The 22,439-nt window shown below is 70.7% G+C and carries 15 protein-coding genes and 1 pseudogene; 6 read left to right on the plus strand and 10 right to left on the minus strand.

The window, feature by feature from the left end:
* Positions 1-32: 32 nt before the first annotated feature.
* The 4 genes from IE262_RS36355 to IE262_RS36370 all read right to left on the minus strand — a co-directional run bounded on the left by IE262_RS36355 (position 33) and on the right by IE262_RS36370 (position 3,767).
* Positions 33-1,148 carry an ADP-ribosylglycohydrolase family protein gene (locus tag IE262_RS36355; protein ID WP_189879775.1) on the minus strand — a complete coding sequence of 372 codons (1,116 nt, stop codon included), beginning with the start codon at positions 1,146-1,148 and terminating at the stop codon, positions 33-35.
* Positions 1,149-1,302: 154 nt separating this feature from the next.
* Positions 1,303-1,503, minus strand: coding sequence for a DUF397 domain-containing protein (locus IE262_RS36360; RefSeq protein ID WP_189879742.1), 201 nt, complete (start codon positions 1,501-1,503; stop codon positions 1,303-1,305).
* 225 nt (positions 1,504-1,728) lie between these two features.
* Entirely contained in the window at positions 1,729-2,586 is an 858-nt protein-coding gene (locus IE262_RS36365; RefSeq protein WP_134033939.1) for a helix-turn-helix domain-containing protein, read from the minus strand.
* Positions 2,587-3,011: 425 nt separating this feature from the next.
* Entirely contained in the window at positions 3,012-3,767 is a 756-nt protein-coding gene (locus IE262_RS36370; protein ID WP_134033936.1) for a GOLPH3/VPS74 family protein, read from the minus strand.
* A gap of 419 nt (positions 3,768-4,186) precedes the next feature.
* Between IE262_RS36370 and IE262_RS36375 the strand changes: the two genes are divergently transcribed.
* Positions 4,187-6,541, plus strand: a complete 2,355-nt coding sequence (locus IE262_RS36375; RefSeq protein ID WP_308432836.1) for a D-alanyl-D-alanine carboxypeptidase — start codon at positions 4,187-4,189, stop codon at positions 6,539-6,541.
* Between the two features lie 174 nt (positions 6,542-6,715).
* On the plus strand, positions 6,716-8,602 hold the full coding sequence (locus tag IE262_RS36380; RefSeq protein WP_189879746.1) for a DUF8823 domain-containing protein: 1,887 nt from the start codon (positions 6,716-6,718) through the stop codon (positions 8,600-8,602).
* Positions 8,603-8,865: 263 nt separating this feature from the next.
* Here IE262_RS36380 and IE262_RS36385 read toward each other — a convergent pair whose 3' ends face one another.
* Together IE262_RS36385 and IE262_RS36390 are read right to left on the minus strand one after the other, a co-directional pair.
* Positions 8,866-10,425, minus strand: coding sequence for a sodium:solute symporter family protein (locus IE262_RS36385; RefSeq protein WP_189879747.1), 1,560 nt, complete (start codon positions 10,423-10,425; stop codon positions 8,866-8,868).
* Positions 10,426-10,613: 188 nt separating this feature from the next.
* Positions 10,614-11,399: an SDR family oxidoreductase gene (locus IE262_RS36390; RefSeq protein WP_134033924.1), complete on the minus strand. Its 786-nt coding sequence runs from the start codon at positions 11,397-11,399 to the stop codon at positions 10,614-10,616.
* 106 nt (positions 11,400-11,505) lie between these two features.
* Here IE262_RS36390 and IE262_RS36395 point away from each other — a divergent pair, with 106 nt between their 5' ends.
* Positions 11,506-12,345 carry a hypothetical protein gene (locus IE262_RS36395; RefSeq protein ID WP_189879749.1) on the plus strand — a complete coding sequence of 280 codons (840 nt, stop codon included), beginning with the start codon at positions 11,506-11,508 and terminating at the stop codon, positions 12,343-12,345.
* On the opposite strand, the gene IE262_RS36400 is transcribed toward IE262_RS36395, so the two are convergent.
* Complete coding sequence (locus IE262_RS36400) at positions 12,296-14,944, minus strand: tetratricopeptide repeat protein (protein WP_189879751.1); 2,649 nt, start codon at positions 14,942-14,944, stop codon at positions 12,296-12,298. The genes IE262_RS36395 and IE262_RS36400 overlap by 50 nt on opposite strands.
* 313 nt (positions 14,945-15,257) lie before the next feature.
* Here IE262_RS36400 and IE262_RS36405 point away from each other — a divergent pair, with 313 nt between their 5' ends.
* The gene (locus IE262_RS36405) at positions 15,258-15,812 is read left to right on the plus strand and encodes a DUF2165 domain-containing protein (protein WP_189879753.1); all 555 of its coding nucleotides are present in this window, start codon (positions 15,258-15,260) and stop codon (positions 15,810-15,812) included.
* 61 nt (positions 15,813-15,873) lie between these two features.
* Here the strand turns inward: IE262_RS36405 and IE262_RS36410 are convergent, their stop codons facing one another.
* Positions 15,874-18,459: a bifunctional FO biosynthesis protein CofGH gene (locus tag IE262_RS36410; RefSeq protein WP_189879755.1), complete on the minus strand. Its 2,586-nt coding sequence runs from the start codon at positions 18,457-18,459 to the stop codon at positions 15,874-15,876.
* 192 nt (positions 18,460-18,651) lie between these two features.
* Here IE262_RS36410 and IE262_RS36415 point away from each other — a divergent pair, with 192 nt between their 5' ends.
* On the plus strand, positions 18,652-20,181 hold the full coding sequence (locus IE262_RS36415) for a CehA/McbA family metallohydrolase (RefSeq protein WP_189879757.1): 1,530 nt from the start codon (positions 18,652-18,654) through the stop codon (positions 20,179-20,181).
* Here IE262_RS36415 and IE262_RS36420 read toward each other — a convergent pair.
* Entirely contained in the window at positions 20,178-21,200 is a 1,023-nt protein-coding gene (locus tag IE262_RS36420) for an AraC family transcriptional regulator (protein ID WP_189879759.1), read from the minus strand. The genes IE262_RS36415 and IE262_RS36420 overlap by 4 nt on opposite strands.
* Positions 21,201-21,568: 368 nt before the next feature.
* Here IE262_RS36420 and IE262_RS36425 point away from each other — a divergent pair, with 368 nt between their 5' ends.
* A complete protein-coding gene (locus IE262_RS36425) occupies positions 21,569-21,964 on the plus strand; it encodes a nitroreductase/quinone reductase family protein (protein WP_189879761.1) in 396 nt (131 codons plus the stop codon).
* A 17-nt stretch (positions 21,965-21,981) separates the two neighbouring features.
* Here the strand turns inward: IE262_RS36425 and IE262_RS40745 are convergent.
* Positions 21,982-22,341: pseudogene (locus IE262_RS40745) on the minus strand (DUF7878 domain-containing protein); the annotation flags it as partial.
* Between the last annotated feature and the right edge of the window lie 98 nt (positions 22,342-22,439).

Here is a 22,439-nt window from a genome sequence, read left to right on the forward strand (position 1 = left end):
ACGGGGCCGGGAGAGACCCCGGGGAGTGCGCCTCAGGCCCTCGGGTACCGGACCAGCCACCCGGGAGACGCCTCGCCCGGACCGTGCAGCGCGGGCCCCTGAGTCATCTCCATCGCGAAGTCGTCCGCGAGAACCAGCATCGTGGGGCGGCCCTCCAGCTCGGCCAGCCAGGCCGGTGGGAGGGCCGTCTCGCCGTGGAGGGCACCGAGCAGCCCTCCGGTGAGCACCCCCGCGGCCCCGGAGGGCCCACCGTGGTTCACCGCGAGACACAGCCCGTGCCGCATGTCCTCACCCACCAGCGCGCAGTACACGGCCACCGCGAGCGCCCCGTCCGCCGTACCGTCCCCGGCGAGTTCCTCGACCCGGGTGGGCGAGGGCATGCCCTGCCGTACGGTACCGAGGGCCTGCTGGAGGGCGGCGGTGACCGGCTCATGGCCGGGCCGGGCGGCAAGGAGCACCAGCGCCTGCTGGACGGCCGCGTCGAGGCTGTCCCCGCGCGCCAGCGCGTGCACGATCGCGGCGTACGCCCCCGCCGTGAGGTACGCCCTGGGATGCCCGTGGGTCTGCGCCGCGCACTCCACGGCGAGCTGCACCACGAGCTGTGACTCCCAGCCGACGAGGAGCCCGAAGGGAGCCGAGCGGGCTGCGGCCTCCGGACCCGGCTCACCGGGGTTCTTGGGCGCGTCCAGCGTGCCCATGGTCGCGTCGCCGAAGCCGAGCAGACAGGCGCGGGAGGGGTCGCGGGGGGCGTACAGCCACTCCTCGTGGGCCAGCCAGCCGTCGTCCTTGCGTCGCTCGTCGGGCCCCCAGTCGCGTTGCGTCGCCGCCCATCTGAGGTACGCCCGGTGCAGGTCCGTCGGCGGATGCCAGGCGCCCGTGTCGCGGCGCACCTGGGCCCGTATCAGCCCGTCCACGGTGAAGAGGGTGAGCTGTGTGAGATCGGTGACCGCGCCGCGCCTGCCGTACGCGGGCGCCAGGTCGACGAGCCCCTCCGGCCCGTGCGTGGCGCGGATCTCCTCCAGGGTGAGCGTGTCGATCGGCGCGCCCAGCGCGTCCCCGACAGCCGCCCCGAGGATCGTCCCGCGCACCCGGCTGCGAAAGTCCTGCTGTTCGGCCCGCCCCCATACGGCCCCGGCGTTCGCGACCACCACGCCCTCCCTCCGTCGTCCGCGCTGAGCACTGTAATCGAACGGGAACGGTCGGCCCGGAACAAGGCCGAACCCCCTCGGCCGGGACGGCGGGCCAGTCGAGAGGGCTCTTTCGGTGGTGCCTGTGAAGTTGTGGTCGGGGCGGTGCGAGGGGTCAGAACGATCCCCGGCTCACACCTGCCAAGAAGGCGTTCCATGAGGTGGCGGGGAAGGCGAGGGTGGGGCCCACGGCGACCTTGGAGTCGCGAACGGCCAGAGTCGCGGTGACGGGGGATTTGACCTCTACACAGGCGCCGTTGCCGGCGGAGTACGAGGATTTCGTCCACTCGAAGGTGGCGCCCTGACGGATTGCCATGTTTGCTCCGGTCTTGTCGAGTTGCTGAAACCGTCCCGCGACCCTGATCCGGAGTTCGCGGTTCGGTTCACGCCAACGTTGTTGCTGTCGGTGGCGTGATCGACGCTACTCGCCAACATCGGTGAACGAAGCGACTATTCACTCGACTGGGTGACATATACCACCCGCATCTTCCACTGCTGCGCGCCACAGGTGTATCGTTGTGAGCTTTTGTCGTCGTTGGCCTCAGTGGCGCGCGTATTCCTTCGCGATGTCCGCGATGAACTGACGTGACTGTTCGGCGTTCAGGGCCTGGGCGCGGAGGTGTTCGTACATGACGCTGTACCTCTGGACATCGTGGGCCTTCTCCAGATAGAGGTCGCTGGTGACGCCCTCGATGTAGACCACGCTCGAATCCGCCGCGTCGGGGAACTCCAGGATCGCGTACTGGCCGTTCAGACCGGGATGCGCGCCCATGTCGAAGGGCAGGATCTGGACGGTGACGTGCGGGCGCTGGGACTGTTCGACAAGCCGCTCCAGCTGCTCACGCATGATCAGACGGCTGCCGACGACCCGGCGGAGGGCGGCCTCGTCGACCACCGCCCACAGGCGCAGGGGCTCGTCGGCGGAGATTCGTTCCTGTCTGCGCAGCCGGACCTGGACCCGTTTCTCCACGTCGGTCGTCGGGGTCTCCGGCAGGGCGCCCTGGATGAGGGCCTCCGCGTAGGCGGGGGTCTGGAGCAGGCCGGGGACGACCTGGGGCTCGTACACCCGGAGCGAGGCGGCGTCCGTCTCCAGACCGATGTACACGCTGTAGGGGATGTCGCCGAAGGCGTGCCACCAGCCCTGCTGGCGGGAGTCCTTGGCCATCTGCATCAGCGAGTCGACGACCCGGTGGTCCTCGACCTCGTACACCCCGCACAGGTCGCGGACGTCGCGCTGGCTGATGCTGCGGCGGCCGTTCTCCAGGCGGCTGATCTTAGACTGTGAGACCAGCAGGCGCTCGGCGACCTCCTCGGCCGTCATGCCCTTGAGCTCGCGGAGCCGACGCAGCTCCTGGCCCAGGCGGCGTCGCCTGACGGTGGGATTCACATTGGACGCCACGGGACGTGCACCTCCGGCTGCGGGCCTCACACTTTGAGTATCTGCTGCTGAGCAGATTGCCACCAAGGTGCTTACTACCGCTGGGAAACACCGGATATGCGCCGTACACACGCCAGTTCGGGAAGGCACGCCCCCGGCGGCGACATCCGGCCGAACTCGGCCGAACTCGGCCGGACATGCGGTCGCGCGGGGCGGTGGGACCGTGGCGGCCCCCCGGACGGATCGTCCGGGACGGACTGCGTACGGCCTCACACGCCCCGCGCGAACCAGCGGCTCCCGAACGGGTCTCAGGCCCATGTGACGACTCGTGACGTACCGCGTGGCGGTGCGGTACTTGCGTCGTCGTGCGGTGCGGTACTGCGTTGGTGCGGTACTGCGTCGTGTTTGCTCGCCTCGGCGCTGTTGCCGGTGCCGGGACCCGTGGCTCAGTGGGCCACGACACGCGCCATGGAACCGCGGCGCGGCTGCATCGGGACGCCCCCGGCGGGCTCCTGCGCGGTCCTGCCCCCGGCGGGCGCCGGGCGGCCGGCCGGCGCCGGGCTACGGCGCGGCTGCGCCGCCACACCGTTCTGGACGTCCATCACGGCGTGCGCCACGAGGCCGCCCATGGGGTCGTGCCTGATCAGATCCCGGAGGCGGGAGCGGGAGGACCGCCCCTCGTTCCCGGGATACAGGTGCTTGCCGAGACCGACCGCATGGGCCAGCGCGGCGAGCGCGGCCGTCCGCGGGTCCGGCGGCACGCCGGTCCGGATCGCGGAATCCAGCCGGGCCCTGATCTCCCGGCTGATGGCCGTGTCCGTCGCCTGGTAGCGCGTCGTCGGCAGCACCCCGCACATCTGGCCCGCCACGGCATGCACCATGCCGCACCGCTCCAGATGCGAGAGATAGGTCTGGCGCAGCCCCAGCCGGGGTCCGCCAATCCAGTGGACCGCCCGCACGGGAGCGCCGCGCCTTCGCAACAGCTCCAACGCGGAGTCCAGAGTTGGATCTCCAGTCGGCCGTGGCGCCACCACGGCGATACGATCCCCGTCTGGGGCTATCCGTCCGGCCAGCGCCAGCTCCACTAGCTGTGCACCGGCCAGACCAAGGTCGAGCGACTGCGGCTGTGCAGTGGTACCCGTGGTCGGGTCCAGTGCCAGCAACAGAAGCTCCTCCGGAAGTGTTCTGCGGCTCCTGCCCATCCATGCCTCCCCGCGTGGATGAATGACAGGGTGACCCCTCTCACATTGGTCTGTCGAGGGTGCGTGACCGGTTCGTAGTGGAACCAGTAGGTATGTCGTTCTCGTCTACGGCTTGAGTCAAGCCCGCACACAGGACACTGGTACATGGTTCGGACAGCGGTACAGGGCAGTGTCCGGGCGGGGTTCACGGTTCGGAAGGCGCTCGTTCCGGCACTGGGACGGCGCAGGAGGAGGCATCGGTGGCGGGCGAGTCCCCCGACAGGTCGAAGCGGTACGAGTCGTCGACTGGGTCGACGCCGGGATGGGGGTCCCCCCGCGCGAGCGAAGCCGGGGGAAGGTCCACGGCTCCGGAGTCGGGAGCCACGAGCGCGCCGGGCTCGGCCGATCCGCGGCTGGCGGTGGCCCAGGAGAAGGTTTCCGTGGCGGGGGCGTCCGCTCCCGCGACGGTGGGTGTGGATCAGGCGACCGCCGTGTTCTCGCGCCGGAGTCTGGAGGAGGCCGAGCCCGCGCTGGAGTCGTCGGGGGGCTCGGCTTCGCAGGACGCCCCGTCGGAGTCCGGCTCGAAGGCCGCCGAGGGCGCCGAGAGCGCCGACGCGGGCTCCGGGGACTCGGGGGCTTCCGGGGGCTCCGGGGACTCCGGAGACGACGACAGCAGGCCGGAGAGCAAGGCCGACGACGCCACGGAGCCCGAGCCGGAAGCGGAGACCCGGCCCGAGGACGAGGGCGAGTCCGAGGACGAGGGCGAGTCCGAGGCGGAGGCGGAGGCGGAGGGCGACGGCGACGGTACGGCCGGTACGGCGGACGGAGAGGCCGAGACCGAGACCGACGAGGCCAAGCCCGACACCAAGGCCGACAAGCCCCAGGCGGACGCCCAGAGCGCTTCCTCGGACGACTCGGCCCCCGAGCCGGCCCCCAAGGCGGACGCCCCGGCCGAGGACACCGACACCGGCACCGGCACCGGCACCGCCCCCGACACCGACACGGGCTCCGAGGCCAAACCCGAGTCAGGCTCCGGTTCCGATTCCGGTCCCGACTCCGATTCCGGTTCCGATTCCGGTTCCGACACCGACGGCGGATCGGACAAGGCGGCCGCGCCCGAAGCCCCGGTCGACCAGCCCACCGCCGTCTTCAAGGCCGTACCCCCGCCCGCCGTGGACCAGCCCACGACCATGCTCAAGCTGGGCGGCGACACGAAGCCGACGGACTCGCAGGGCTCGAAGGACGCGCCCGCGGGCAAGCCGGTTGCCAAGGCCACCGACAAGACCTCCGACAAGACCACCGGCCAACCCGAGCCGAAGTCCGAAGAGTCGGAGTCCGGCTCGGCGTCCGAGCGCACCAGCAAGTTCGTGGCTCTCAAGCCGCTCGACGAGCCGAGGCCCCTGAAACCCGCCACGGCGGCCCCCGCGCCGACGGGGACCACTCCCGCGGACGCCACCGCCGCCGTCCCGCAGATCGGCCCCGAGCGCACCGCGCAGCAGCCCCTGCCCCCCAAGCCGCCGCTCGACCTGCTGGCCGAGCTGACGAACACCCCGCCGCCTCCGCCGTCCCCGATCCGTACGATCGTCCGGCGGGTCAAGATCTGGACCCCGCTGGCCGTTCTGCTGGTGATCGTCTTTGCGGTCGTACAGGCCGTACGCCCCCTGCCGACGCCCACCCTCGCCCTGACGGCGGACCAGACGTACCGCTTCGAGGGCGACAAGGTCTCCCTGCCGTGGCCGGCCGAGGGCCAGGGGGCGATGGACGTGACCGGCATCGGCACGATGGACGGCTTCGGTGAGCAGCAGCCCGTGCCGATCGGTTCGGTCGCCAAGGCGATGACCGCGTACGTCGTCCTCAAGGAGCACCCGCTGAAGCCGGGCGCCAAGGGTCCGTCCGTCCCGGTCGACGCGCTCGCCGAGAAGGAGGGCGGCTACAGCGACGACGGCGAGTCCACGCTCGACACCGTCAAGGAGGGCGACAAACTCTCCCTCCAGGACGCCATAGCGGCCATCATGGTCCCGTCCGCGAACAACATCGCGCGGCTGCTGGCCCGTTGGGACACGGACGGTTCCGAGGCGGAGTTCGTCAAGAAGATGAACGCCGCCGCCAAGGACCTGGGGATGACCAACACCACGTACACCGACCCGTCCGGTCTGAAGGAGACGACCGTCTCCACGGCCGAGGACCAGGTCAAGCTCGGCAACGAGCTGGTGAAGATCAAGGCCCTGACGGACATCACCAGGCTGCCCAGCTGGACGGACCCCTCCGGCAAGGAGCACCGCAACTTCAACACGCTCGTCCCCTACTACAACGCCATCGGCATCAAGACCGGTTCGACCACCAAGGCCGGCGGCAACCTGCTGTTCGCGGCCACCAAGGAGGTCGGCGGCGAGACCGTGACCGTCGTCGGCGCGATCCTCGGCCAGCACACGGCGCCGATCATCGACACGGTCAACGCGGTCAGCAGGACGGCGATGGTCGCCGCGCAGGACGCGTTGACCAGCGACAAGATCCTCAAGAAGGGTGATGTCGTCGGGTACGTCGACGACGGGCTCGGCGGTCGCACACCGGTCGTCGCCACCAAGGACGTCGACGCGGTGGGCTGGGCCGGGCAGACCGTCAGGCTGGCGCTGTCGGACGGCGGTACGACCATCCCGAACGAGGCGAAGGCCGGAACCAAGGTGGGTTCGCTCACCGTTGGAGACGGTAAGGGCGATGCCGTGGAGGTGCCCGTGGCGCTCCAGTCGGACCTCGCCGAGCCCGGTTTCGGCAGCAAGCTGACCCGCGTGGGCTGACGGCCTCCGCGGCCGGCCGCACCCCGTCGGTGGAGCACCGCCCGTTCTCCAGCGGGCGCCCACCGGCGGGGTGCGTGCTAGCGTCGCGAGACCGGGCAGGTCGCAGGCCGCGCGACCGACCGGAGACCGACGAGAAACGGAAGATGTCCAGAGGGACACGGGGAGTGCGTTCAGGTGGCGACAGCGGAGCGGACACACGCCGACGACGCCGATCCGGAACGGGGCACCGGCCCGCGAATACCAGCACCCTCCCGCGGAACCGCTGGTGAGAAGACCACCGGCACCGGCGAGGCAGCCGGTCCGGCGGGTGTGACCGGCCTGACCCGCCTGACCCGCATGACCCGTCCGGCTCGTCTGTCCCGCTTCCTCCTCCACCCGGTCACCCTCATCACGGCCCTCTCCGCCCTCCTCCACCTCGTCTGGTTCTTCACGTTCGCGAACAGCGGTGGGGATCTGGCGGCGCAGGACGCGTGGGCGGAGTTCGTCGGCCGGCACCCGGACTCGGCCTACAACCTGGCCTGGTACGGCGGCATGCACCCGGTCTCGTACAGCGTGGTGTCCCCGTACCTGATGTCGGTCCTCGGGGTCCGTACGACGATGATGATCGCCGGGACGGTCTCGGCGGGTCTGCTGACGATGATCCTGATGCGCGGCAGGGCGGTGCGGCAGCCCCTGTGGCCCGCGCTGGCCGGGGTGTTCGCGCTGCTGTGCAACGCGGCGTCGGGACGGGTCACCTTCGGGCTGGGCACGTTGTTCGCGCTGGGCGCGACCGCGGTCGTGTTCTGCTGGCCGTACCGCTGGCGCTACAAGCGCTGGGCGAAGGCCCTGTGCGCGGCGCCGCTGGCCGCGCTGGCCACCATGGCGTCGCCCGTGGCGGGCCTGTTCGTGGGGCTGGTGGCGGTGGCGCTGTTCCTGCAGAAACGCCGTCCCGGTGCGTGGGCGCTGGGTCTGGCGCCCGCGGCGGTGGTGGCGCTGTCGGCCTGGCTGTTCCCGTTCTCGGGCACGCAGCCGATGTCGATCGGATCGGCGGCCCTGCCCTTCGTCTTCGCGGTGTCCGTCTACGTCCTGGTCCCCAAGGACTGGACGACGGTACGGATCACGGCGGCGGTGTACGCGCTCTCCGTGCTCCTCGTCTGGCTGATCAGCTCGCAGATCGGTTCCAACATCACGCGGCTGTCGATGCTGTTCGCGGGTGTGGCGCTGCTGGCCGCGCTGCCCTTCGCGGTACCGCGTTCCCGGAAGTGGTACGCCACGGTGATCGCCTTCCTCGGTTTCACGGCGTGGATCGGCTTCAAGACGGTGGACGACGTCGTCCATACGACACCGGCGGCGTCGTGGGCGCGCGAGCTGGCGCCCCTGGTGAACCAGCTCCAGGTGGTGGGCGCCGAGAAGGGCCGTGTGGAGGTGGTCCCGGCGCGTTCGCACCGTGAGGCCTCCGCCCTGGCGCCGTATGTGAACCTGGCGCGGGGCTGGAACCGGCAGGCGGACATGGAGCGCAACCCACTCTTCTACGACGACACGCTCAACTCCGCGAACTATCACGACTGGCTGAAGCGGTGGGCCGTCCACTACGTCGTCCTTCCGAAGGGCGAGCCGGACGGCGACGGCGGCGAGCGGGAGCGGGAGCTGGTCCAGCGGGGCATGCCGTATCTGAAGCAGATCTGGGGCGATGCGAACTGGCAGTTGTTCGCGGTGACGGATCCGACGCAGCTGGCCGAGCCGAACGCCGTCGTCGACCGGGCCGCCCAGGGGGAGATGACGCTCCGGGTGCGGAAGGCGGGGCGGGTCCTGATCCGGATTCCGTACTCGCCGTGGCTGAGTCTGGTCGATGCGGAGGGCAAGAGCCTTCAGGCGCCGCAGGAGACGGCGGAGTCGAAGCAGCGGGAGGACGATGCCGTGCCGAAGACGTACGACAACGTCAACGGGTGCCTGACGGAGGCGGAGGAGGACGCGTTCGGCGACCGGTGGACGGAGCTTCTGGCGCCCGCGCCGGGTACGTATCGCCTCGCGGCGCCGTATCAGCTCCCGCGGGGGACGCCGTGTCCGGAGGAACTCCGCTGAGGCCTGCCGGCCGGTCTTGCCCGCCGCGCTTTCCCCGCTGGACTTCGATCGCCCCCGCCGCCCCTACCCGTCCCATCCCAGGGGCTCCGCCCCTCCGCCCCCGCCAAGGGGGCTACGCCCCCCTGGACCCCCAGGGCTTCGGGGCTCCGCCCCGGACCCCGTTCCGGGGGCCAGCCCCCGGACCCCCGCTCCTCAAACGCCGGAGAGGCTGGAATGTGCGGCCAGGCACAACCAGCCTGTCCGGCGTTTGAGGACGAGGCCGTTCACACACCCGACGGACTCGACGCGTCCTTCGACTCCGGCGGCACCGCCGCGGCAGCGGTCCCGTCCCCGTCCGAGTTGATCTGCTCGATGATCGCCAGCCGTTCCGGCGTGTCCTCGGGCTTGAGGTAGCCGATGACGATGTACAGGACGAGGGACACGGCCAGCGGGACGGACACCTGGTACTGGAGGGGGACGCCGCCGTCGATGTTCCAGCTGATCGGGTAGTTGACCAGCCAGAAGGCGAACAGGCCGCAGGCCCAGCTGGTCAGCGCCGCCGTGGGACCCGAGCGGCGGAACGGGCGGAGCAGCCCGAGCATCATGGGGATGGCCATCGGACCCATCAGGCCCGCGACCCACTTGATCACGACCGTGATGATGTCCTTGAACGTCGGCGAGTTGACCTGGGTCGCCGCCGCCATGGACAGACCGAGGAAGACGACCGTCGCGATCCGGGCCGCGATCAGCCCCGAACGCTGGCTCCACGCCCGCGCCCTCGCCGAGATCACGGGTGCGCAGTCCCGTGTGAAGACGGCGGCGATGGCGTTGGCGTCGGAGGAGCACATGGCCATCGTGTGGGAGAAGAAGCCGACGATGACCAGGCCCAGCAGGCCGTGCGGGATGAGCTGTTCGGTCATCAGGGCGTACGAGTCCGACCCGTCCGGCTTCTGCGACTCCACCAGCAGCGGCGACATCCACATGGGGAAGAACAGGACGAGCGGCCAGACCAGCCACAGGATCGCCGACAGCCGCGCCGAGCGCTCGGCCTCGTGCGGGGTCGCCGTGGCCATGTAGCGCTGGGCCTGGTTGAGCATGCCGCCGTTGTACTCGAAGAGCTTGATGAAGAGGAAGGCGAGCAGGAAGACCGTTCCGTACGGACCGACCAGCGGCTTGCCGTGCCCCTGCAGCGCGGGCTCGTCCCAGACGCCGAAGAAGCCGCCGTAGTCGCCGAGTTTGGCCACGACGGCGACGAACATCGCGATGCCCGCGAGAAGCTGGATGACGAACTGACCGAGCTCCGTCAGCGCGTCCGCCCACAGGCCGCCGATCGTGCAGTAGATCGCCGTGATGCCGCCGGTGATGAGGATGCCCTGGTTGAGCGAGATGCCGGTGAAGACGGACAGCAGGGTGGCGATGGCCGCCCACTTCGCCCCCACGTCGACGATCTTCAGCAGCATTCCGGACCAGGCGAGCGCCTGCTGTGTGGGCAGGTTGTAACGGTTCTTCAGGTACTCCAGCGGGGACGCCACGTGCAGCCGGGAACGTAGCCGGTTGATGCGCGGCGCGAACAGCTTCGACCCGATCGCGATGCCCAGCGCGATGGGGAAGGACCAGGTGACGAAGGACGTGACGCCGTAGGTGTAGGCGATGCCCGCGTATCCGGTGAACATGACCGCGCTGTAGCCCGACATGTGGTGCGAGATGCCGGACAGCCACCAGGGCATCTTCCCGCCGGCGGTGAAGAAGTCGCTGACGTTGTCGACCCGCTTGTGCGACCAGATGCCGATCGCGACCATCACTCCGAAGTAACCGATGAGCACGGCCCAGTCGAGACCGTTCATGTGCTCCCTCCCGGGAATGAGACCGGTGCATGTCAAGACAGCCGCGCAGCGCCCGCTCATCGTGGGATCGGCTGGACGCCCTCGGCAACGGCCCGTAGGGTCAAGAGGGGGCAAAAATGTTCTGCGAGTTGACTTGCGTTCATATCAATGAACGCGCAAGCGGCTCGCAGAATCTGGCCGAATCGCGGCTACCGCATCAGCTCCCCCGCGTTGACCAGCAGCGACTGCCCCGTGATGGCGCGGGCGCGATCGGATGCCAGGAATACCACCGCATCCGCGACATCTCCGTCCGTAGCCAGGTCGGGCAGCGCCATCCGGTCAGTGAGCCGCTTCAGCACCTCGGCCTCCGGTACGCCCTCGGTGTGCGCGGTGAACTGGACGTACGCCTCCACGGGCGGTCCCCACATCCAGCCCGGCTGCACGGTGTTGACCCGTATCCGATGCGGGCCCACCTCACGCGCCAGCGAGTACATGGCGCTGGTCAGCGCTCCCTTCGACGCCGCGTACGCCGCCTGCCGCACCTGCGAGGGGGCGGCCACCGACGACTGCGTCCCGATGATGACGACGGAACCGCCCCGTTCCTTCAGCGCCGGCAGACAGGCCCGCGTCATCCGCAGCGTCCCCAGCAGGTTGACGTCGACGACCGACTGCCAGGTGGCGAAGTCCGCGTCCTCCACCCCGCCGAAGTAGCTGTCCCAGGCCGCCACGTGCACCACGGCGTCGATCCCCCCGAACCGCTGCCGCGCGAGCCCCGCGAGCGCCTCGCACTGCGCTTCGTCGGTGATGTCGGTCGCGCGGTACGCCGTACGGGCACCGTCCGGATCGAGCTCGGCCGCGGCCTTCGCGAGGTGCGCCTCCGTACGCGCGCCGAGCACGGCGTTTCCCCCGTCCCGTACGACGGCCGCAGCGACCCGGTGACCGAGCCCGGCGCCGACCCCCGAGACCACGACGGTCTTCCCCTCCAGCAGTGACATGCGCGCCTCCGGACCCTGGCGAATTGCCTGACGGGCCGTCAGATTAGGTGGGTGCGGCCACGCACGGAAGACATTGGACGAAGGCTTCGGACGGAAGGAGAGCAGCATGTCCCAGGAGACCCGCAGCGAGGTGTACGCGGAACTGGCGGCCGTCGGCCCGTACGGCGTCCACCCCGGCCACGCCCTGATCACCATGGTCGAGCCGCATCCGGGCCACGAGTACGCCTACAACCGCTGGTACGAGGACGACCACTACTACGCCGGCGCGATGGCCATGCCCTGGATGTACGCGGGCCGCCGCTGGGTGGCGACCCGGGACCTCCAGCTCCTGCGCTACCCCGAGAAGTCGGCGGTGGCCCAGCCGGTGACGGCAGGCTGCTACATCACCGTCTACTGGGTGACCGCGGGGCGCTACGACGACCACATGAAGTGGACGGTCGCCATCAACAAGCGCCTCAACCGCGACGCCCGCGTCTACCAGGACCGCACCCACGTCTTCACGGCCTTCCAGGACCACGAGGCGACGGTCTACCGCGACGGCGCCGCCGGCCCGCGCGACGTCCACGCCCTCGACCACCCGTACGCGGGCCTCGTGGTGCAGGTCATCGACGCGGACGGCCCGGCGGAACGCGCCGAGCTGCTGGAGTGGCTGCGCTCCCGCCACCTGCCCCGGCGGCTCGCGGGCTCCCCGGCCGCCATGGTCACCCTCTTCCGACCGGTCCCGCTCCCCCTCGACCGCATGGCGTACGTCAAGCAGGTCGAGGGCGCCGACACGCGGCTCACGCTGCTGTGGTTCCTTCAGGCCGATCCCCGGGAGTGCTGGGAGGAGCACTTCACGGGGCTCGACGCGGCCGTGGCCGAAGCGGGCCTCGGGAGGGTCGAGTTGGTGGCGCCGTTCATTCCCACGGTGCCGGGGACGGACCGGTATGTCGACCGGCTTCGCTGACGGTGTGGGCGTGGACGTCCCGGACGAAGGGGTCGTCGGGGCTCAGGGCCAGGGCGCGGTCCGCGTCGGCCAACGCGCGGGCCGGATCGCCCAGTTCGAGGTGGACGAGTGCCCGTCGGCCCAGGGCCCAGGCGTAGTGCGGGTTGAGTTCCACGGCCCGGTCCAGGTCCGCGAGCGCCTCCTCGTGGCGGCCCAGCTCGGCCCGTGAGACGGCACGGCTCGCGTAGGCCGACGCGTAGGCGGGGTCGAGGTCGAGGGCCCGGTCGTAGTCGGCGAGGGCGGCCTGGTGCTGCCCGGCGGAGCGGAGGGCGTCACCGCGCTCGCACAGGCCCCAGGCCCAGTCCGGTTGCAGGACGACGGCCCGGTCCAGGTCCTCCATCTGCCGCGTGGGCTCCCCGAGGTCGCGCAGCACCCGGGCCCTGCGCACCAGCGCCCACGCGTAGTCGGGCTCCAGCTCCAGCGCCCGGTCGAGGTCCGCGAGCGCGCGGTCGAGGTCGCCCAGGCGCAGCCACGTCGCGCCGCGGGAGGCCCAGGGGAACTCCCGGGCCGGGTCGAGCCGGATCGCCCTGTCGAGGTCGGCCAGCGCCTCGTCGTACCGCCCCAGGATGCGGTGGAACTCGCCGCGCGTGGACAGGCTCCGCGCGTGGTCCGGTTCCTGTTCCAGCGCGCGGTCCAGGGCGTCGATCGCCGCCCGGTAGTCGCCCAGGTCGGCGTGGGCGAGGGCTTTGCCGCGGTGGGCGCGGGAGAGGTCGGGGGCGAGGGTGAGGGCCCGCTCGTACTCCGCGAGGGCCCGCCGGTGGGCGCCGGCGCCGCGCAGGGCCTTGCCGCGCGCCACATGGGCCAGGGCCAGGGTGCGGTCGTCCAGGTCGATCCTGTCGTACTCGATGCGTTCCGCGGGGGCCGCCGGCCCGTGGGAGCGCGTGCGTGCTTGTTCTTCGGTCATCCAGTCGACGGTCGGGCTGTGTGCCTCGGGCAGTTCGCCGGCCTGCTCCAGCAGCAGTTCGAGTGCGGCGGCCTCGCGTCCCCGTTCGAGCGCCCCGGCGAGCCCGTCCGCCCAGTCCAGCAGTCCCTGTGCCCCCGTGTCCTCTCCCGCGTCCCTCAGGAGCCCCACCCACCGCCGGGCCACGTCCTCGCCCTGGTCGCAGGCCACGACGAAGTCCCGCAGGACGTCCGCCCGCGCGGTCCGCAATCCGGCGCACAACCGGTGGTACGACTCCTCCAGCCGCAGCCGCCGCCACCACTCGTCCGTCCAGGCCGCCTCCTCGCCGCCGAGGTCCGTCTCGATCTCGGCCCGCCACTGCCCGAGCGCCTGGGCGAGGCGACGGTGCCGGGCGGTCCACAGGCGCGGGGACCGGTGCCGCTGCAACCGCAGCATCGGCGCCCGTACGAGGTCGTGGTACTGCACCCGGTCCCCGCGATCGCTCACGAACGGCAGCCCACGCAGCCACTCGAAGAACGTCTCCGTCTCGTCGTCCGCGCACCGCACGGCGACCTGGACGATGTCGGCGTCCAGGTGCCGGGGGAACGCGCAGGCCAGTGCGGCTGCCCGGCGCACCGGGTCCTGTTCCCACTTCAGGAAGCGTTCCACGGCGGTCACGCTCGGATCGCCGATGTCGTCCACCTCCGCCGGCCGGGCCTGCGCGAGCGTCGACACGAGGACCGGAAGCCCGCCCGTGAGCCGGAGCACCTCCGCCACGACCGGCTCGGCCACCACCCCCCGGTCCGCGAGCAGCCCGCGCGCCTCCGCCTCCGTGAAGGGCCCCAGCGGCACGTCGGTCACGAAGTCGGCGACGTCACTCCAGCGCACCGTGTCGAGGGGGTACTGGCCTGCGGTGACGACGAGCAGGTTGTCGGGGACGTCCCCGTACCGGTCGGTCGCCAGCACATCGTGCAGCCAGCGGTCGAGGACGGGGCCCGTGCGCTCGTAGGTGTCGAGGAACAGGACGATCCAGGGAACATCGACGGCGGCCTCCCTCACCTCCCTCAACAGCACCGGCGTCAGCATCTGCTCGGGCTCCCGGACCAGCCGGGCGTCCTCCTGGTTGCGGAAGCGGGTGCCGATCCCGGTGCGCATCTGGTCCACGCCCCGGGCGAGTTGGGCGGGGTCCACACCGGCACTGGCCAGCGGTCCGACGACCGGCACGTATCCCAGTGCCGCCGTCGCCACCCGCGCGACAGCCGTACTGCCCGCCGAGGGCTCCGTCTGCGCGTCGGGTACGGCGGCAAGGGCCGCTGCCTCGGCCTCGTACCGCCGCTCACGGTGTACGGCCAGCAGCCTGTCCAGCTCCTTGAACCGGTGTCCTTGCGCCGCGCACTGGGCGCTGATCGCCTCCAGGACCTCGGGCACGCTGCCCACCGACTCGTCGACGTACGCCGTCAGCGCCCCGCGGTCCCGGGCGATCTGCTCCAACTCCCGTACCAGGAAAGTCTTTCCGACCCCCGCGTTGCCGTGCACGTGGAACAGAAACCGTGCGGTCTCGGCGTCGGGCGCGAGATCGAGGTTGTCGCGGAAGGCGGCACGCTCGGCGGTACGCCCGACGAAGGCCTGCCGTCTGCGCTGCTGAATCAGCTGCCGCCTCGACGGCCGCACCCGCGCCATGTGTCCTCCCCGCTCCGCCGGGCCGTCGGCCCACCGGCCACCAGTGTCACCCAACCTGGGGGGAGGTGGGCGGGACCTGGCAGGAGGGCGCCGTACGGGAACATGTCCAACACATCAATGCGCTCGCGGGTCGCGACGGGGCAGTGAGCGCCTGGCGCTGCGCCGCCGCGGCCTCCAGGTCGCGGACGAGTGAGGACCTGCCGACACCCTGCGCGCCCGGACAGCCGCTCCTCGATCGACTCGCGAAGCCGTCGGGCACAACCCCGGGAAAATCACTTGGGGTTGATGTGGCGCACGGGGACATAGTCCCACCATGACCATTGACCAGAATCATCGTTTCCAGCAGAGCTCGCGGTCCACGTTCCTCCCTCTCGCCGCGACCCTCCTCACCGCGACGGTCGCCCTCTACATCAGCCTCGTCGCCTTCAGCAACATCACCGACTTCGGTACCAACCAGGCGTTCGTCCGGCACGTTCTCGCGATGGACACGACGTTCAAGGACGAGGATCTGATGTGGCGGGCGATCGAGTCGCGGGCGCTTCAGGACGCGGCGTACGTCGCCATCATCGCGTGGGAGACGGTCGCCGCACTCGTCCTCGTCTTCGCCACGTACCTCTGGGTGCGCCGTGACCACCACCGCGCCCGGCGCCTCTCCACGATCGGGCTGCTGATGCTCATGCTGCTCTTCGGTGCCGGGTTCATAGGCATCGGTGGTGAGTGGTTCGTGATGTGGCAGTCGGCGGACTGGAACGGGCTGGACGCGGCGACGCGGGTCTTCACGCTGAGCGGTGTCGTCCTGCTGGTCGTCCATCTTCCGGCGGAAGGGAGGGCGCCCGCTTCCGGTACAAGCACAGTGACGGCCGAGTGACGGCCGGGGAGTAGCCGACCAGTACGTGCGGGGGCGCCCTGACGAGGGCGCCCCCGCACCGTCAGTCCAGCACCGGCAGCAACTCCGGCAGGTGCCCGTCCGACACCGCCGCCGCCCGCTGCCGTTCCTCCGGGACCTCTCCGTACAGCGTCGTGCGGGGCTTCGCCGGGCGGCCCGCCGCGTCCGCCACCGCGATCAGGTCCTTGACCGACTTGTAGGAGCCGTACGACGAGCCCGCCATACGGGAGATGGTCTCCTCCATCAGCGTGCCGCCGAGGTCGTTGGCGCCGGAGCGGAGCATCTCGGCGGCGCCCTCACTGCCGAGTTTCACCCAGCTGGTCTGGATGTTGGGGATGTGCGGGTGCAGGAGCAGGCGGGCCATCGCCGTCACCGCGCGGTTGTCGCGGGTCGTCGGGCCGGGGCGGGCGATGCCCGCCAGGTACACCGGCGCGTTCGTGTGGATGAACGGGAGCGTCACGAACTCCGTGAAGCCGCCGGTCTGTTGCTGGATGCGGGCGAGGGTACGGAGGTGGCCGAGCCAGTGACGGGGCTGGTCGACGTGGCCGTACATCATCGTGGAACTCGACCGGACACCCAGCTCATGCGCCGTCGTCACCACCTCGATCCAGGTCGCGGTGGGCAGCTTTCCCTTCGTCAGGACCCACCTGACCTCGTCGTCGAGGATCTCGGCGGCCGTGCCGGGGATGGAGTCGAGCCCGGCCTCCTTGGCGGCGGTCAGCCACTCGCGGATCGACATGCCGGTGCGGGTGGCGCCGTTCACCACCTCCATGGGTGAGAAGGCGTGGACGTGCATCCCGGGGACGCGGGACTTGACCGCCTTCGCGATGTCGAAGTACGCCGTGCCGGGCAGGTCCGGGTGGATGCCGCCCTGCATGCACACCTCGACCGCGCCCACGTCCCAGGCCTGTTGCGCGCGGTCCGCGACCTGGTCCAGGGAGAGGGTGTAGGCGTCGGCGTCCGTTCGGCGTTGCGCGAAGGCGCAGAAACGGCAGCCGGTGTAGCAGACGTTGGTGAAGTTGATGTTGCGGGTGACGATGTAGGTGACGTCGTCTCCGACCGCCGACTTCCGTACGTCGTCGGCCACCCGGCACAGGGCGTCCAGCGCGGGGCCGTCCGCGTGGAGCAGGGCCAGGGCCTCGTCGTCGGTGAGGCGGGTCGGGTCGTCGGCCGCGGTGCGCAGGGCCTCGCGTACGTCGGTGTCGATGCGCTGCGGCACCATGCCGGGGGCGGCCGCCTCGCGCAGGGCCTCCCAGTCGCCGTACACCTCGTCGAAGTCGTCGCGGCGGTCGGACGTACGGCCCTCGGTGTCGATCGTGGTGTGGAGGTCCGTACGGCCCGAGGGCTGGAACGCCTCCTCGGGTTCCTGCCACGGACGGCCCTCCACAGGCGCGTCCGGGCGCGCCAGGCCCGTCTCCGGGTCCGCGAGCGCCCGTACGTGCGGCAGGAGCCGGGGGTCCAGCCAGGGTTCGCCGCGGGTCACGAACTCCGGGTAGACGCAGAGACGTTCCTTCAGTGCGAAGCCCGCCGCCGAAGACTGCCTGGCGAGTTCCTCGATCTGCGGCCAGGGGCGCTCGGGGTTCACATGGTCGATGGTGAGCGGGGAGACGCCGCCCCAGTCGTCGATGCCGGCGCCGATGAGCCGCCCGTACTCGTCGTCGACGAGGTTCGGCGGCGCCTGGAGGCAGGCGCTCGGGCCCATGATGTGCCGGGCCACCGCGACCGTGGCGACGAGTTCGTCCAGCTCCGCGTCCGGCATGCCGCGCATCGCGGTGTCCGGCTTGGCGCGGAAGTTCTGGATGATCAGTTCCTGGATGCCGTGGTAGGCGCGGGAGACGCGCCGCAGCGCGAAGAGGGACTCGGCCCTCTCCTCGTACGTCTCGCCGATCCCGATGAGGATCCCGGACGTGAAGGGGACGGAGGAGCGGCCGGCGTCCTCCAGGACGCGCAGCCGTACGGCCGGTTCCTTGTCCGGGGAGCCGTGGTGGGGGCCGCCGGGCTCGGACCACAGACGGGTCGCGGTCGTCTCCAGCATCATGCCCATGGAGGGGGCCACCGGCTTGAGCCGCTGGAAGTCGGTCCAGGTCATGACGCCCGGGTTGAGGTGCGGGAGCAGTCCCGTCTCCTCCAGGATGCGGATGGAGATGGCCCGGACGTAGGCGATCGTGTCGTCGTAGCCGTGCGCGTCCAGCCACTCGCGGGCCTCCGGCCAGCGGTCCTCGGGCTTGTCCCCGAGGGTGATCAGGGCTTCCTTGCAGCCGAGCGCGGCGCCCTTGCGGGCGATGTCGAGGACCTCGTCCGGGGACATGAACATCCCGTGGCCCGCCCGGCGCAGCTTGCCGGGGACGGTGACGAAGGTGCAGTAGTGGCACTTGTCGCGGCACAGGCGGGTGAGGGGGATGAAGACGCTCTTCGAGTACGTGATGACGCCGGGACGGCCCGCCGCCGTGAGACCCGCGTCGCGCACGCGGGCCGCCGACGCGGCGAGCTCCTCCAGGTCCGCGCCGCGGGCCTGGAGGAGGACGGCCGTCTCGGTGACGTCGAGAGCGACGCCGTCACGGGCACGTTTGAGGGCGCGACGCATGGAGTTCTCGGTCGGGCCGGTCCCTGGGGTCGCGGAAGTCGTCATCCTTCGAGGATACGGTCGCCGTGATCAGCCCAGACTCCGCGCAACATGCCGCTCCTCTGCAACGTGCCGCTCCCCTTCCCTTGCACGGCAGTTCACGGCCCAATAGCAAGGTTGTGGACGCCACCCCTGCGCCACCTCTGAACCACCCCCCGCACCACCCATCTGACCCGAAGACGTGTTGGGAGCAACAGCATGTGCGAGGACGACGACCACGGTGCCGGCCTGGGCAGACGCGCCCTGTTCGTGACGGGCGCCGCCGCCGCGCTTACGTTGGGGAGTGTGAGCTTCTCGAACGGGCCGTCCGCCGAGGCGGCGAACAACAGCGAGACGAAGACGGTGCGCGGCACGCTGCCCACCGGCTCCCCCGACTTCGTGTACCTGCCCGTCGAGGTCCCGTCCGGGGTACGGGAACTGCACGTCGCGTACACCTACGAGAAGCCCGCCGTGCCGCCCGGCACCGTGGGCAACGCCCTCGACATCGGCATCTTCGACGAACGCGGCACCGACCTCGGCGACAACGGCTTCCGCGGCTGGTCGGGCGGGGCGCGCACGGAGTTCTTCATCCGGGCGGACGACGCGACACCCGGCTACCTTCCCGGTCCCGTCCGCCCCGGCACCTGGCACATCGCGCTCGGCCCGTACACGGTGGCACCGCAGGGCCTGGCGTACGAGATCACGATCACCCTCACGTACGGCGAACCGGGGAAGACGGTGAAGCCGGTGTACCCGCCGTCCCGCGCGAAGGGCCGCGGCCGGGCCTGGTACCGCGGCGACTGCCATCTGCACTCCTGGCACTCCGACGGCCGCCGCACCCCGGCCGAGATCGCGGCGCTCGCCCGTGCCGCGGGCCTCGACTTCATCAACACCTCCGAGCACAACACCCACTCCGCGCACGCCCACTGGGCCGAGCACGCGGGTGACGACCTGCTGATCCTGCTGGGCGAGGAGGTCACGACCCGCAACGGCCACGTGGTGGCGCTCGGCATGGACCCCGGCACGTTCATCGACTGGCGCTACCGGGCCCGGGACAACCGTTTCGGCAAGTACGCGCGCAAGATCCGCGCCGCCGGTGGCCTGGTCGTCCCCGCCCACCCGCACGCCACCTGCATCGGCTGCAACTGGAAGTTCGGCTTCGGTGAGGCCGACGTGATCGAGGTGTGGAACGGGGCGTACGGCCCTGACGACGAGGTGGCGTTGGCGGACTGGGACGGCATGCTGGTCGCCTCGGTCCGTTCGGACAACGGCCGGTCCTGGCTCCCGGCCATGGGCAGCAGCGACGCCCACCGCGACCCCGACCCCGTGGGCCGGCCCCAGACGGTCGTCCTCGCCGACGACCTGACCCGCGAGGCCGTCCTGGAGGGTCTGAAGGCGGGGCGCTCGTACGTGACCGAGTCGAGCACGGTGTCGCTGTCCTTCACCGCGGTCGGGGGCCGGGGCGAGCACGCGGGCATCGGCGAGCGGCTCGACGTGGACCGCGACGACCCGGTCACGGTCCGTCTGGAGGTCACGGGCGCGCCCCGCTGCACGGTCCGGTTCGTCACCGACCAGGGCGTCCTGCACACCAGCGAGCCCCTGCCGGTGTCCGGGGCGGGCACGGTCGAGTGGCGTACGACGGCCGAGTACGCGGCGTACGTACGGGCGGAGTTGCGGCACGAGGCCGTGGTGACGTCGCTGCCGGGACCGCTGGCGGCGTTCACGAACCCGATCTTCCTGGGGCGTTAGACCCTGTTGGCCTTCCTAGAGGTGCCGTGGCGCTGACCGGTCCCTTGGAGCAGGGCGCGGCGGCGGTAGTCGCGGGGCGACACTCCATAGGTGGCGCGGAAGGCGCGCGTGAAGACCGGATGGTGCTCGAAACCCGCGCGTGCGGCGATGAGATGCACGGGGACGTCGCTGCGGGCCGGGTCGGCGAGCTGCTCGCGGGCGCGCTCCAGACGAAGGTGGCGGATCCAGCCGGACACCGTGGTCTCGCGGTCCAGGTCGCGGAACAGCCGGTGGAGGTAACTGGTCGAGATGTGGTGCGCGGCGGCGATGGTGGCCGGCGTCAGGTCGGGGTCGTGCAGGTGCTCGCGGATGAACGCCTGGATGCGCTGGGTCAGCGTCCGTCTTCGGGATTCGGCGGGCACGGAGTCCATGGCGTCGAGCGCGTTCGCGAACACGGCGGCGAGCAGGTCGAGCAGGACCGTCTCCAGGCGGGGCGCGTCGGCGGCGGTGTACGAACCGGTGTTGTCCGCCAGGGTGGTGAGGAAGGAGGTCAGCAGGGCCCCGACGCCTTCCCGCCCCGACAGCCGGTGACCGATCACCCGGTCGACCTCGTCCGAGGCGAGGGGCAGCCGTGCCCTGGGCACGTCGACGCTCACGGCGTGCACTGGCTCCCCGCGCGTGCCCATGATGATCTCCCACGGGCGGGAGGAGTCGTGGGTACGGAACTCGAACGAGCCGTACAGGGCATCCGGGCCGTGCATACGGAACCCCACGGTGCCCTTGATGATCAGCGAGAGGTGGATCATTTCCGGGTCGGAGCTGCGGATGAGTTCCGGTGTCCGCCGGATGACGTAGGACGCGCTGACCGAGGGCCATACGAGCGTGCTGCCCAGTGGGATGACGCGCTGGTGTGCGCTGAAGTGGGAGTCGGGGCGGCAGATCAGGTCCACGGGCGCGTGTGCCTGGGACAACCTCTCCCGCCACGCGTCGGCCCGGTCGGCCACCGGTAAATCCTCGGTACGGAACACTGTTTCGATCATCGCGTCTGCCCCCGTCGCAGCATGGATGAACACCGGGCCCCGGCGGCCCGGAAACACCACCAGCATTGCGCGAGACGCAAAGAAGCGGCAAAGAGCTCCGTGTCGCTCGGCGTGGCGCGCCCCGTACCCGTGGGACACCTGCTGGTTACCCACTCGGTCAGGAACTGCTGCCCTTCACCTGCTCAGTCAGGAGCTACTTCCCGGGACGATCCGGGCCACAGCGCGGTATGTCCTGCGCGAGCACCGCCCGCGCATGTCCGAACCCGGAGCACCACCTCGTCCCGTTCTCCGGCCGTCTGCTACACCTTGCTCAAAGGTGCGCAGGAACCACCTCCCACGTCCACCGAACCCGCAGGAGCCCGCAGCCGATGCCACACAACGACGACCGCAAGCTCCGAGCCGTCACGACCTTCCAGCGCCGGGTCCTCAACCCGGTCATGCGCCGGGTCCCGTTCCAGACGGCACTGGAGACCACGGGCCGCACCTCCGGCCTGCCCCGCCGCACCCCCGTGGGCGGCCGCCGCGTCGGCGACTCCTTCTGGCTGGTCTCGGAGCACGGGGAGAGGTCCCAGTACATCCGCAACATTCGCGCCAACCCGCGGGTGCGTGTACGGATCGGGGGACGGTGGCATGAAGGAACGGCCCATGTCCTGCCCGACGACGACGCCCTGGCCCGCCTGCGTACCCTGCCCCGGTCCAACAGCGCGGTGGTGCGGCTGGTGGGGACGGGTCTGCTGACGGTGCGGGTGGATCTGGAGGACTGAGTGCTGAGGACCCGCCGCACATCCGAGATGAAATCTCCCATGCAGGCGGCAAGCCCGTCCCATGAAATGGGAGCACTTTTCACTTCCGGCGTGAACATGGACCCGACCGTCCATCCTGCTTCTCCGCGGAGAATCACTACCGCGCCCGGATCCTCGAAGGAGAGCGAGGAGAAGTGGAAGTCCGGAGCTCGCGACTCGCCCAGCGGCAGCCAGCGCGCCAGCTCGCGAGCCAACTCCGCCACAGGAAAGCCGGGCTCGGAGTAGGTCACTTCACGCCCGTCGACGATCTCGATGAATGCTTCGATGTTCACGAGGTGGTCCGCAACCGTCGCCCCTCTCAGCTCGTTCGCGTTGATGTCGCGGTAGAGCATCCGCATCGAATCACCTCATGAATTGATCAGGAAGGCGTTGATCAATGCGCCTGGGATGGCATTCCGCTCCCAAGCCCACACGGGCGCCTCACCATATAGCCGGA

This window comes from Streptomyces bluensis (assembly GCF_014650715.1).
Classification (GTDB): domain Bacteria; phylum Actinomycetota; class Actinomycetes; order Streptomycetales; family Streptomycetaceae; genus Streptomyces; species Streptomyces bluensis.